At 41.2% G+C, this 13,182-nt stretch carries 10 protein-coding genes; all 10 read left to right on the top strand.

Going from position 1 to position 13,182, the window contains the following annotated elements; genetic code table 11:
* Positions 1-140: 140 nt before the first annotated feature.
* The 10 genes from F1644_RS13540 (at position 141) to F1644_RS13585 (ending at position 13,170) form a co-directional block, all read left to right on the top strand.
* Entirely contained in the window at positions 141-3,416 is a 3,276-nt protein-coding gene (locus F1644_RS13540; RefSeq protein ID WP_158581821.1) for a SusC/RagA family TonB-linked outer membrane protein, read from the top strand.
* Positions 3,417-3,432: 16 nt separating this feature from the next.
* Positions 3,433-4,824 carry a RagB/SusD family nutrient uptake outer membrane protein gene (locus tag F1644_RS13545; RefSeq protein ID WP_118303126.1) on the top strand — a complete coding sequence of 464 codons (1,392 nt, stop codon included), beginning with the start codon at positions 3,433-3,435 and terminating at the stop codon, positions 4,822-4,824.
* A gap of 12 nt (positions 4,825-4,836) precedes the next feature.
* Entirely contained in the window at positions 4,837-5,658 is an 822-nt protein-coding gene (locus tag F1644_RS13550; RefSeq protein ID WP_087419442.1) for a DUF4843 domain-containing protein, read from the top strand.
* A 17-nt stretch (positions 5,659-5,675) separates the two neighbouring features.
* On the top strand, positions 5,676-7,256 hold the full coding sequence (locus F1644_RS13555) for a hypothetical protein (protein WP_147344427.1): 1,581 nt from the start codon (positions 5,676-5,678) through the stop codon (positions 7,254-7,256).
* Between the two features lie 62 nt (positions 7,257-7,318).
* Positions 7,319-8,407: a thioredoxin family protein gene (locus tag F1644_RS13560; protein WP_118303130.1), complete on the top strand. Its 1,089-nt coding sequence runs from the start codon at positions 7,319-7,321 to the stop codon at positions 8,405-8,407.
* A gap of 15 nt (positions 8,408-8,422) precedes the next feature.
* Positions 8,423-9,331 carry a S1 family peptidase gene (locus F1644_RS13565; RefSeq protein ID WP_118303132.1) on the top strand — a complete coding sequence of 303 codons (909 nt, stop codon included), beginning with the start codon at positions 8,423-8,425 and terminating at the stop codon, positions 9,329-9,331.
* 19 nt (positions 9,332-9,350) lie between these two features.
* A complete protein-coding gene (locus tag F1644_RS13570) occupies positions 9,351-11,162 on the top strand; it encodes a TlpA family protein disulfide reductase (RefSeq protein ID WP_229782361.1) in 1,812 nt (603 codons plus the stop codon).
* A 114-nt stretch (positions 11,163-11,276) separates the two neighbouring features.
* Entirely contained in the window at positions 11,277-11,894 is a 618-nt protein-coding gene (locus F1644_RS13575; protein WP_118303662.1) for a class II aldolase/adducin family protein, read from the top strand.
* 84 nt (positions 11,895-11,978) lie between these two features.
* Positions 11,979-12,545: an RNA polymerase sigma factor gene (locus F1644_RS13580; protein ID WP_118303134.1), complete on the top strand. Its 567-nt coding sequence runs from the start codon at positions 11,979-11,981 to the stop codon at positions 12,543-12,545.
* 46 nt (positions 12,546-12,591) lie between these two features.
* Entirely contained in the window at positions 12,592-13,170 is a 579-nt protein-coding gene (locus tag F1644_RS13585) for an RNA polymerase sigma-70 factor (protein ID WP_229782362.1), read from the top strand.
* Positions 13,171-13,182: the final 12 nt, after the last annotated feature.

Raw genomic sequence — 13,182 nt, forward strand, 5'->3', positions numbered from 1 at the left:
TTATAAAAGTTAGCAGTCTTGCCCGACATTTGGCGATAGAGGACAAGACTCATTGTAAACCTTTAAAAAACAAATGTATGAAAAAAAATTGTGATTTGGGGCTTTATCCCCCCAGATGGCTAAAAAATTTTCTTAAGGTTATGCGAATAACAGGGATTTTATGTTTGGTGTGCGTGATGCATTTGTCGGCTGCGGTACATTCGCAAACGGCTCGTATCAACTTGAAAATGAAAGATGCCACGATCGAACAGGTGCTGAATAAGATTTCAGAATCCACGCAGTTGGACTTCTTTTACAGCAACTCTAAGATCGACGTGTCAAAACGGGTGAACGTGGATTTTCTGGATGCCACGATTGAACAGGCGTTACAATTGATCTTCAAAGGGTATGACGTGAAGTTCGAGATTAACGATAACTTCGTGGTAATCCATTATGTGAGAGCGTTGGCAGTAACAGATTCGTTGAAAAAGATTACCGTGAGGGGAACCGTGAAAGATGTGGACGGGATGACGTTACCCGGAGTGACGATTCAAGTGAAAGGAACAACTATCGGTTTTACGACAAATGAAGAGGGTAAATTTGATTTTGATTTGCCGAAGCGGGATACTCTCGTGTTGATTTTTTCATTCGTGGGGTACCAGAAACAGGAGGTGCGATTGAAAAGAGATAATAAACCTTTGAATATCGTGATGAAAAACGATATGGCGGAGATTGATGAGGTGGTCGTGACTGGTATTTTCAACAAGCCGAAGGAGAGTTTCACGGGAGCGGTAACGCATATCACGAAAGAGGATATTATGGCATACGGTAACCGAAATCTGTTACAAACGCTGAATAATATTGACCCGGCTTTTGTGATTCGGGAAAATAACACGTATGGTTCCAACCCGAACGTGTTGCCGGAGATTCAGATTCGTGGTATTTCCGGATTGCCGGATATTACAAACTTACAGACGTATGCTCGGGCAGAGTTGAACCAACCATTATTCGTGTTGGATGGTTTCGAGGTGACGTTGGAACGGGTGATGGACTTGAATCCATCGGACGTGGAGTCTGTAACGATTTTGAAAGATGCGAGTTCCACGGCTCTTTACGGATCGCGGGGTGCGAATGGCGTAGTCGTGATTACTTCTTCAAAACCTCGTCAAGGAAAGTTACGAGTCTCTTTCTCCGGTGGGATAAATTTGGAGATTCCCGATTTGTCTAGTTATGATTTGTTGGATGCTAAGGAAAAATTAGACTTGGAGGAGCGTGCAGGATTATACAATAGTCCAGCACGTATGGTTCTGTATCGGCAAAATGTGAAATCCATAGCAGAGGGGGTGGATACTTACTGGATTGGTGAACCGGTACGTACAGGTGTAGGGCAGAACTATATGCTGGATTTAGGTGGTGGCGACGAACAATTTCGTTACTCGATGAATTTATCTTACAATTGCGTGGCTGGTGCCATGAAAGGCTCTTTTCGGAATAATTTTAATGGAACATTGGGAATCAGTTATTTACTTAAACAGATTCGTTTCATGAATACGTTCTCTTTAGGATTGAATAATTCGGAAGATAGTCCATACGGGTCTTTTGGTGAGTATGTAACCATGAATCCGTATTGGTATCCTTATGATGAGAATGGGCGAATTGTGAAATCTTTTAATACGTTTGGTTCAACCACGGGGGTAGATGTGATTGCAAATCCTTTGTGGGAGGCTTCTATCAATAAATTTGATAAAAGTAAATACACGAATATCCGAAATACATTCAGGATCGAGTGGGATGTCGTGAAAGGGTTAAAGTTATCCACGAATGTCGGTTATACCACTCAAACAGATAGAAGTGATCGTTTCTCTCCCAAATCCAGTAATGATTTTAATAACACATCAGATCCGGATGCTATGGGTAGTTACACGTGGGAATATCGTGAAATGCGTTCCTGGCAATGGAGTTTTAATGCTAGTTACGGGAACACTTTCGGTCGGCACAGCGTGTTTGCAGGGGTAGATGGGAGCTTGTATGAAACGAAAAATCTAGGGTATATACTATGGTTACGAGGGTTTGCTAATGATAATTTGACAGATATTTCTAACGCTGCCGGTTTTGCTAATGAACGTCCCAGTTCTACGGATACACATTCCAGACAAGCGGGATTCACTGTGACCGGGAATTACAATTACGATAGTCGTTATTTCTTTGATTTTTCTTATCGGTTGGATGGATCTTCATCCTTTGGTTCTCAGAATCGTTTTGCTCCATTCTGGTCTATCGGTTTTGGGTATACGGTTAGTCAGGAAAATTTTGTACTGGAAAATCTTCCTTGGATGAATTTACTTCGTCTACGTTACTCTTACGGGGTGAACAGTGCTTTGCCGAGTAATCCATATCAAGCTTTGACAACCTACGAATATGACCGTGATCAACGTTATAACGGGGATATGGGAGCTTATCTGATGGGACTTGGTAATGATAAATTGCGCTGGCAGGATACCTATCAGCATAATATAGGGGTCGATCTGACATTGTTTAATGAGATATTATCGGTTCAAGGTAACTATTACCGTAAAGAAACGAAAAATTATATTTCTTCATTGGGATTATCCTATTCTCATGGATTCCCAAAATATATGGAGAATATCGGGACTCTTCGGAACGTGGGAGGAGAGTTGAATGTATCTGTAAATTTGTTGCGGAACCAGAATATTATGTGGTCGGTGAGGGGTGCGATGTCTTGGAACAAGAATACGATCGTGACCCTTTCGGATGAAATGAAACGGCAGAACGAGGAAACCGTGAATAATCAGACCGGGGCGTTTGTTTATTTGCAATATAAAGAGGGAGAATCCATGGACGCTATTTACACGTTCATTTCTCCGGGTGTGGATGCAGCCACGGGAGAGGTGCTTTATATGGATCGAAACGGACGGGTTTCTTCTGATATTGATATGTATGCAAAGGTTAAGGTCGGGAATGAGGTTCCGAAGGTAAACGGACGTTTCAGCACGATGTTCCGTTATAAATCTTTCTCTTTGAATACTGGTTTCGAGTTACGGTTGGGAGGACAGAAATTGAATCAGACTTTATTGAACAAGGTAGAAAATGCTTATCCGAAGGTGAATGTTGACAAACGTGTGTTGAGTGAGCGTTGGGAGAAGCCGGGTGACGTGACTCGATATAAAGGATTGAATAATGATAAGAATACGGTTGCTAATAACCGTTTCGTGGCAGATGAATCAACTTTTATCTGGAGAAATATTAATATCCAGTATGATTTCCCGCGTCGGATTTGTAAATATATGAGAATGGAGAGATTGAGTTTGTCAGCTAGCATGATGGATTTGTTGTATATGTCCACGATAGAGCAAGAGAGAGGAACTGATTATCCATTTTCCGTGAAACCGTCGTTTTCAATATCATGTACTTTCTAATTAATTTGAACGTGTTATGAAAAATATGAAGAATTTATTATTGATGTCTTGCTTGATATTCTGCTTGTCGGGTTGTCAGGATTGGTTGACGATTCAGCCGGAAACACAAGTGACAAAAGAAGATATGTTCAAGACACAGGGGGGATTTTATGATGCCTTGATCGGTTGTTATACTTTGATGCGGGACAACTATTCTCCGGATGCGAGTATGGTTGTCGGGGGAGTGGAGTATATGGCCAATCTTTGGATAACGGCTACGGATGGGGGAACGGCTTATGATTTTGCGTCTCATGATTATCGGGCAGACTTGGTTGAGATGAATTTGTCCCAGCTATTTTTGAAACAATACGAGATTATTGCAAACGTGAATACTTTGTTGGAGTATATTGATATTCAGAATAACGTATTGACGGAAGATGAAGAAGACCTGTATAAAGGGGAAGCTTTGGGATTACGGGCTTTTATTCATTTTGATTTGATTCGTTTGTGGGGGCCCATGCCAACTGGGATTGATGGAAATCGGGATTATTTGCCCTACGTGACTACGGTTCAATTGGAGAATTATCCGTATTCTAATTATCAAGAGTATATGGCAAAACTTTGTGCAGATTTGGATTCGGCTGAATTGCTATTACAACGAGTAGACCTGATTGTAGCAAATGATAAGTCTGTATCATATCGTCAGAATCGGATGAATTATTATGCAGTACTTGGTCTGCAGGCACGAGTACATTTGTGGTTGGGCGAACATGATGAGGCTTTGCGTTATGCCCGGTTAGTAAAGGAAGCTACAGTTGCAGGAGAGAAAAAACAATTTGCTTTGGGGGTTGAAAATGATTTTCTGCGCTATGATAGGGTGTTGTATAGTAGTGAGCAATTGTTTGGAATAAGTCTTGAAGAATTTAATGATAATATGATTGCAGACGGTTCTTATGCTGCTTTTGAACAAAAAAGTACTAATCTGAGCGAATTGTATGCGGCGGAAGATATTCGTTTCCGGTATTTATGGTATACTGATGATGGTGGGGGCCTTCGTTCTTCAAATAAATATGGTAATATGGCGTCATTTGACACCGAGAACCCGGCACCGACTAAAAGTGTTCCTTTGATCCGTTTGTCAGAGATGTATTTGATTATTGCGGAGTGTGCCGCTTTGGCGGAAGCGAATACGGTATATACTGAATTTTTAGCATCTCGGGGATTGACAACAACCGAATTGACGGAAAGTAATAGACAGGAAATTATTCTACAGGAGTATTTAAAGGAGTTTTATGCGGAAGGACAAATGTTTTTCGTGTATAAACGCTTGGGAACGGTGAATATGCGTTGGTCTTCCAGAATGTGTGGAGAGGACGTTTATGTGTTGCCACTACCGTTGCGGGAATTGAGTACGACTGAAAATTATTAAAAGAGAAGAATTATGATACGTAAATTGATATTGTCTTTATGTGTGGGCTTTTGTTGTTTGGCCTGCGAGGAGGCGTTACCCGATTATAATACAACTTGGAGTGGAGTTCAGTTTGTTTTAGGTGAAACCCTAAATCCAGAACGATTTAGTTATTCTTTTATTGGGAAAGAAGAGACGAGGATGATGGATACGATTTGGTTTACCGTACGGCCGCAAGGATTGTTACCGGAAAGGAGTAGTCGGATTAGGTTGGAGCAATATGAAGGGAAGGAGTGGAAATATATTTATGGAGAGGATGGTGCGATTGTAGATTCTGTATTACGAGTTTTTCCCTATCAGGCAGAAGCGGGAGTACATTATGTAGCTTTTGATGATGAACGAATGGCAGAGTATTTGACTTTGGAGCCTGGAGAGTTGGAAGCTAAGATTCCGGTAATTGTTATGCGGGATAGATCTTTGCAAGACACGACGTTTACTCTTTTCTTTCATATCGTGGATTCGGAAGATTTGAAAGCGGGAGATGAAAAGTATTGTAATATCCAGTTGGGGATAGCCGATTGTTTGACCCGGCCGGCTGCTTGGAATAATTGGTTTTTTGCGGGTACTTGGAGTCAAACTCGTCATGAGTTCATGATTAGAGTAACAGGAGAGGACTGGGATGATGAATTTATAAATACACTTGACCTGGATCAAAAGAACTATTATTTGTATGTGTTCAACCGAGAACTAAAGAAGGAGAATGCTGCACGAGCTGAAGAAGGATTACCTCCTTTGAGAGATGATCCTAATGATCCGAATACGGATATTACTTTCCCAACAGTCGCATTTATGTAACCAACAAAAAAGTAAATATGAAAAGATATATAATTATGATGATCTTTATGGCAGGATTGATATTCGTATCTTGTTACGATAAAGATAATACTATTCATCGTATCCCGGATTTAGTAATAGAGAATGTTACTGGAGGTTCTGTGAAGACAGGAGAAGTAATTGAAATTACCCCTAAATGTGTAATGGGTGGAGAGGAAGTCGAGTGTACTTATAATTGGTATCGTTATCGTGATACTGTGTTGGAATTAATCTCTGAAGATTCTCATTTAGAATGGCGGGTAGATACTGTAGGCTCCGTTACATTAGAAGTAGAAGCAACTCATGTTGAAAGTGGTATTCAGGCGGTTCTTACATTTTATTACTCCATCACCCCACGTATTAATGGAGGCTGGCTAATATTGAAAGAGACTATGGATGGAAACACGGATATGGATGTTTCTTTAATTCAAGCTAATGGTATTGAGTTTGCGGCAGATCAGTTATCTTTAGCTTTAGGAGAACCGATGAAAGGAAAGCCTGTATCGTTACTTTATACAGAATCGTACCAATGGTATGATCCAGAAACCGGAACAACAGAAACGAAGCAAAAGTGTTTAATCCCGGTGAGTCAGAAAGATATTTTAATGTATCGAGTGGCAGATGAGAAGGTGTTGGCGAGAAATGAAGAGTTATTTTTTGAAATGCCAGATTTTGGATCTAGTAACATAAGTTCATTTATGCAATTAGCGCAATCAGGAGGATTGATATGTGATGGAAAAGCATACTTGAGATCCAATGTTGCGTTTATGCCGGCACTTTTGGGTAATTACCATTTGGCTCCTAATGTTGTTTGTTGGAAATATAATAATCCGATGTTGGTGTATGATGAGTTAAATACATCTTTTGGCCTGCTTGTTGGGTCAAGTAACTTCAGCACGACGATGGAAATTAAATATTTTGCTGATGATTATCAACCTGATGATGATTTGAGAATTTCTCCTAATAGAATGGATGCAGAATTGATTTATCTCGGTCAAACAGATAAAAGTATTCTTTCAGATCCTAATAAACAAGGATATGGAACGGCATATGCTTTAATGAAAAAAAATGGTGATGCGAATAATTTATTATTATATGGGTTGACTGTGGCAGAGTGGTATAATGCTACTTACGGTCCGATTCGTTTTGCTCGGACAATTCCGGTTTCTCGTTGTGAAGCTTTTGCTACTGCAGACTTTTATACGATGCATCAGACTAATAATTTGATTTATTTTATAAAAGATAATCAACTATCTTATTATGATATTGATAATGATGAGTTCGTGGAAAATATTCATACTTTTGAAGGAGAGGTAACTTATTGTAAGTATATAGGTAATGATTATGATTACAATACAGCTACGTGGTTAGGAGAGTTGTATGAAAATAGGTTTGAGAGGCTTGTTGTAGCAACATCTTCCGGAACGAATTATACTGTGCATGTTTTTGATTGGTCGATAAATGAAGGATTGACTCTTTTACCTAATGAGGAAGTGAAGGGGGAAGGAAAAGTACATTTTATGTTATGGTTCCCACGAAATACATCGAATTTCTTTAATAGTATTTATAGATATAGTTAATCATAATCGAGACGGTTCCCTTTGGTGCGTGCGGGAACCGTTTCATTAAAATTTCTACAGGGATGAATAAGGTATTGTATGTTTTTGTAGCATTTTTTATGCTGCAAGTGGGAGCTTTTGCTCAAACGAATTTCGAGGAATTGACGTTGGCTAAGGCGTTGGAGAAAGCAAAGGCTGAAAATAAATTAGTGTTTATAGACACGTATACATCGTGGTGTATGCCGTGCAAGTACATGGCGAACACGATATTTCCGAAATCGGAGATGGGAGAGTATTTGAATCCTCGTTTTGTTTGCGTGAAGTTTAACACGGAAGAAGGGGAAGGTGCTGAAATTATGAAACGGTATGAGATTTCAGCTTTTCCGACATTTTTGATTTTGAATACAAAGGGGGAGGTTCAGCATAGGATTGTAGGAGGGAGTGAGACTGCGGAGGATTTTATCAAACGGGTTGCCGAGGGATTAGATGAGGATAAGGCGATCGGGATTCTTGCGGCGAAATATGAAAAAGGTGATCGGGACGTGAAATTATTAGTGAAATATGCCCGTGCCTTGTTGGCTGTGGATGATCCTTTTACCGTACAAGTTGCGAACGAGTTAATATCTAAATTAAATGATTCACAACGGGTAGATTCGGCTTACTGGTTTATCTACGAACATCCTGTTCTGACACAAGTCGGATCTCCTAATATGGAGTATTTACTGGCGAATGCGGAACGTTTTCAGAAAAGTATTGGGGCTGAGCGAGTGAACGAGAAAATTGCGACAGCTTTTGATCTTCAATTGACCAACATGATTACCGGTCGTGACCGCCAGAGTGGCATGGAGGCAATAGATAAGGTCGAGAAAGAGATGGAGAAATACGAGTTTCCGAGTAAATCTCGTTTAAAATTGTTTGTTGAGATTGCCCGTGCCCAAAGAAGTGGGGACGTGGAAAAACTTTTACAGGTTTGTGAGAAGAATATACCCCAGATTGAGCACGAGCATTTATTGGCAATGTTCTTCCCGTTGTCTTTGACGATTAAGCGTAATGGGAATGAAGACCAACAACAAAGAATATTGAAATTAGCGAAAACTTTGCTGGCTGAGACCACAAATGATAAGTTTAAATTCTCGTTAGGGCAATTCATCCCTTATGCTTTAGAGAAGTAATTTTATAAATTCCATATGAGAAAATGTTGTTTGAAAGGATTGTGTGTCGGTTTACTTGCTGTTCTGCTCGGAACGGCAAGTTGCCGTGCGCAAGAAAAAGTTGTTTATCGGGATTATGACCGTTTAGGTTGGACTATTCTCGATTCATTGAAACGTCCGGGTGCAGCCTCTTTATTCAAGGGAATGAACACGTTAAAACTGGCTACTCGTATGTTGGAAGAGAATACGCCCGTGGATGTGGAACCTCGTCCTGCCGGGAAACGGGAATTAAAACCAAGGGCAATAATTGAACAGAGGCGGGAGAGCGTGTTAATGGTTTTTAAATATATGCGGGCAACAGTTCACCCGGAGTACATCATGCCTTGGGCAACGGCTGTCGTTCTATCAGAAGACGGGGTATGCGTGACAAACAGCCATGTGTTGTGGCAATTGATCGATACGTCGGCACGGTTGGATTTACGGGATAGTCTTCTTTTCGTGGCAACGGAGGCAGGAAAAATATATTCAATTTCTTCGGTACTCAGTTATAACCGGAGTGGTGATTTGGCTTTTTTTAAAATAGATACTCGGGGCGAACGTCTGGTTCCGATGCCACTCGGGGAGGACCTTGCTGTTGGATCAAATGTTCACGCTTTGACCCATCCGGCAGGCTACCCTTATGTTTACACAAGTGGGGTGGTATCTCGTACATTTATCAAAGAATCCGGTAATCCTTTTGGTAACCGGGTGGAAATCACGGCTGATTTTGCCAAGGGGTCTAGTGGGGGGCCGATTATGGACGACCGGGGAAATATGGTTGCAATGGTGTCTTGTCTGCACCCGATATATTATGTCGATCAGCCTCCTTCTGATCGGCAAATGGGAATAAAGGAGTGTATACCGGTAAGTTCAATCGTACGATTGATGAGAAAATTGGAGAAATGACTATATATAATTTCAAAAAATGAGAATTCAAGAATTTTTATGGATAGTATGTTTCCTGCTGATGTCTTTATTTGTCCACGGGATTCCGGTGGATACGATGGAACTGAAAATCGGGGATAGATGCCCTGCTTTTACTTTTGAAGATATGGAGGGACAGTCCAGATCTTTGGATGAATTTAAAGGGAAATATGTTTTTATTGACGTGTGGGCATCGTGGTGTTATCCTTGTCGAAAGGAATATCCTTACTTGCAAGAATTGGAAAAGAAATTTGAAGGACAAAATGTCGTGTTTGTGGGCATTTCCAGTGATCATGTCGTGTGGCGATGGAAAGGGGCCGTGGAAAACGGGAAAATGTCGGGAGAGCAGTGGTGGGTTGGAAATGATACTTCTTTCATAACGGCTTTTCGAGTAGACCGGATTCCTCGTTTTATCTTGTTGGATCGAAAAGGGCGAGTGTTGCGTTTAGAGATGACACGTCCTTCTGATCCTCGAACGGAAACAATGTTACGACAATTGAAAGGAATAAAAAATGGTCCGTCTGCCCCACGAAAAGCAAAGAAGACGGTTGACTTGCGGGAGACCGCCTTCGAGTTTCAAATGCCAGAGAATGACACCCGGGAAGTCGCGTTGGAAACTTGCGATGGGGGGAGAATGAAATTGGAATTTGATGGTTCAAATAAGGCCGTTTGGAAAATGGCCCTGTCGGAAGGTGAATACGGGCGCCTTTGGGTAGGGGATAAGAAGTATACGGTATGGGTGGAACCCGGTAAATCTTGGCAAGCTAAATCTGTATTTAATGAATTGCATTTTGAAGGAGAGGGTGCGAGCATTAATAATTATTTGAATAGAAAACTTTATCGGGATATTCAATGGCGGGAATACGAACTGGAGGAAGAACCTTTCCGGGTTAGATTGCAAGAGATGACGGAAGAACGGGAGAATGCATTATTGGCAGCCGGGTTAGATGTGAATTTCACAAAACGAGAGAGAGAACGTATTCTCCATGAGCGAAATTACCAGTTGGCTTTTTGGGTAATTATGGGGCATGGTGGGAAACAGGTGTCGGAAAAATCCCGCTCGGAATTAAGGCGTGTGGTCGTTGAGAAAAAAGAAGCTTGGGGAATCTTCGAGTATCCGGAATCCATTAGAAGAGCTTTATTTGCTTTCCACAATCTGGATGGACAAACGGGGGATGCTTATATCTTGCTAATGGAGGTGTTGAAAGAGGCGGAAAAGTACAGGGATAAGCGGTTGGTGGAAAATTTAGTGGTGAAGAGTGTCATGGAATATGTGAGAATATACGGTATGGAGAATATGGAAGAGATGGATCGAATTTTTCGGAAGAGGGTTCGTCGGGCAGATTATGTTGCGGAATATCAGCGTGTGTATGATGCAAATAAGGTCTTGTTCAAGGGACAACCTGCCGTGCCATTTACTTTTAAGGATATAGCCGGAAAAGAGGTAAGTTTATCGGATTTGAAAGGAAAATACGTGTATATTGATGTATGGGCCACGTGGTGCGGGCCGTGTAATGCGGAAATACCTCATTTGAAAAAGTTGGAAGAGGAATTTGAGGGGCGAAACATCTGTTTTGTCAGTATTTCTTGTGATGATAGTCGGAAAGCATGGGAAAAATTTGTTCAGGCGAAACAATTGGGAGGAATCCAGGTACACATGGGGGGAGATAAGAGTTTTATGGAGGCGATCCGTTGTAAGGGGATTCCTCGGTTCATGTTAATTGACCGGGATGGCAAATTTTTAAATGCAAATATGCCGAGACCTTCTGACCAGAAAACATGGGAGATCTTGAATGTTTTACCCGGATTGTAAAAATAGTAGCGTGTGCTTTGTGAACCCGGACTTCCTTGCGAGTAGGAATTCCGGGTTTTGTTTGCACGGGAACTCTTTTTCTTATACTTTTGAATAAAGTCTTATAACATGGTTATGGTTACGAAGGAACAGATTGATATTTTTGTGGCTCAATCCCATCGGTATGGGGATGCCAAATTGATGCTTTGCAGTAGTGGTAATTTATCTTGGCGAGTGGGAGACAAGATGCTGGTTTCCGGAACAGGTTCGTGGTTACCAGTTTTGACTCCGGAGAAAGTCGCCGTGTGTGATATTATGTCAGGGCAAGTGGAAAACGGGGTGCGTCCTTCTATGGAAAGTGTTTTTCATTTGGGTATATTGCGGGAGCGTCCGGAAGTGAACGTGGTGTTACATTTCCAATCGGAATACGCCACTGTGGTGGCTTGTATGAAAAATAAGCCGTCAGATTTTAACGTGACGTTGGAAGTTCCTTATTATGTTGGTGAAGTGGCAGTTGTCCCCTATTATCGTCCCGGTTCTCTTGAATTGGCGAATGCCGTGATAGAGGCGATGAAGGGGCACGATGCTGTTTTGTTAAGTAATCACGGGCAAGTGGTATGCGGTCGTGACTTTGATGAAGTGCTTGCACGGGCTCTTTTCTTCGAGATGGCTTGTCGGATTATCGTCCAAAGTCGGATGGATTATACTGTGCTTAGTGCGAAAGATGTGAAAGATTTAAGGAAACATCTTTAGAGAAAGGTTGATGAATTTGTAGTTATAAAGTTTTATTTGCATCTTTGTATTGAGTGATGTTCAAAACGGGAGGTGCATAACTTTATGGATACAGACCGATTCATCGAAAGTGTTAACAAAAAGCGTGAAAGTGCATGGCGGGAAATGTACCGGAAATACTATCCTGCGATGTGTAATTATGCGTCGAAAATTGTGAAAGATGATGCTTCCGCCGAAGATATTGTTCAAGATTGTTTTATTAAGATATGGGATTCCGGGACACAATTTCCTGATGTGCCTTCGCTGGTCGGTTATCTGTACCGGACAATTTACACACGAGCATTGAATTCCATTCGGGATAAGGGAATTGCACAAGCTTTATATGAAAAATGGGGAGATGCCGTTTTAGATGGGCAAGATGACGAAGTGATTCTGGAACTTGCCGTTGAAGAGGATGTTGTGAATAAATTCTACGAGGCGATAGATAAATTGTCGGAACAGCAACGGCAAGTATTGTTTATGAGCATGGAGGGGGCGAAAGTAAAGGATATTGCGGAGCAACTTGGGATTAGCGAGAATTCCGTGAAAACCCAGAAGAAACGGGCCTATGCGTTTGTTCGCAATGAATTAGGAGAGAGTTTGGCGATGTTGATTTTCATTTTATTCTCGTGAGTGAACGTGATTATTCGATTTTCTTACATAAATTTGTCCATACAATTTGAATGTACTCATGGATGCAGAAGAGGATTTGATTTTAGCTCGTATAAAAAAACGCGATAAAGAGGCGTTTCGATACCTCTATGAGTATTATTTTGCCAAAATGGTTCTATTTGCCGAGAGTTATTTATATGATGAAGAAGAGGCAAGGGATTTAGTGCAGGATCTATTTTTCCACTTATGGAATCATGCCGGGACATTACAAGTGGCAACCTCCGTGAAAGCTTATTTGTTCACTTCGGTACGAAATCGTTGTTTGAATGCGATTCGGGATCGGAAGATCAGGGATGAGCATAATAATAAATTGTTTGAGGCTCAGCTTTTCTCCGGAACAGAGGATATGGTTATTGATGAGGAAGTGCATCGACGCCTTCAAGAAGCATTGGACTCGCTACCTGATAAATGCCGGGAGATTATTTTGTTAAAAGTGGTGGAGGGAAAGAAAAATAAAGAGATTGCCGAACAATTAAATATCGCCGAGACAACGGTGAAAACTCAGGTTCAGCGAGCGTATCGCATGTTGCGTGAGAGGTTGGTTCCCATTTTCCTACTTATTGAATATTTACAACAGGGTTTCTAAAGATTTTTAAAG

This window comes from Butyricimonas paravirosa, assembly GCF_032878955.1.
Lineage (GTDB): Bacteria > Bacteroidota > Bacteroidia > Bacteroidales > Marinifilaceae > Butyricimonas > Butyricimonas paravirosa.

What these genes read in the sequence shown, in the direction of transcription:
- F1644_RS13540 (WP_158581821.1), top strand. Translation starts at nt 141, where the DNA reads ATGCGAATAACAGGGATTTTATGTTTGGTGTGCGTGATGCATTTGTCG.
- F1644_RS13545 (WP_118303126.1), top strand. Translation starts at nt 3,433, where the DNA reads ATGAAAAATATGAAGAATTTATTATTGATGTCTTGCTTGATATTCTGC.
- F1644_RS13550 (WP_087419442.1), top strand. Translation starts at nt 4,837, where the DNA reads ATGATACGTAAATTGATATTGTCTTTATGTGTGGGCTTTTGTTGTTTG.
- F1644_RS13555 (WP_147344427.1), top strand. Translation starts at nt 5,676, where the DNA reads ATGAAAAGATATATAATTATGATGATCTTTATGGCAGGATTGATATTC.
- F1644_RS13560 (WP_118303130.1), top strand. Translation starts at nt 7,319, where the DNA reads ATGAATAAGGTATTGTATGTTTTTGTAGCATTTTTTATGCTGCAAGTG.
- F1644_RS13565 (WP_118303132.1), top strand. Translation starts at nt 8,423, where the DNA reads ATGAGAAAATGTTGTTTGAAAGGATTGTGTGTCGGTTTACTTGCTGTT.
- F1644_RS13570 (WP_229782361.1), top strand. Translation starts at nt 9,351, where the DNA reads ATGAGAATTCAAGAATTTTTATGGATAGTATGTTTCCTGCTGATGTCT.
- F1644_RS13575 (WP_118303662.1), top strand. Translation starts at nt 11,277, where the DNA reads ATGGTTACGAAGGAACAGATTGATATTTTTGTGGCTCAATCCCATCGG.
- F1644_RS13580 (WP_118303134.1), top strand. Translation starts at nt 11,979, where the DNA reads ATGGATACAGACCGATTCATCGAAAGTGTTAACAAAAAGCGTGAAAGT.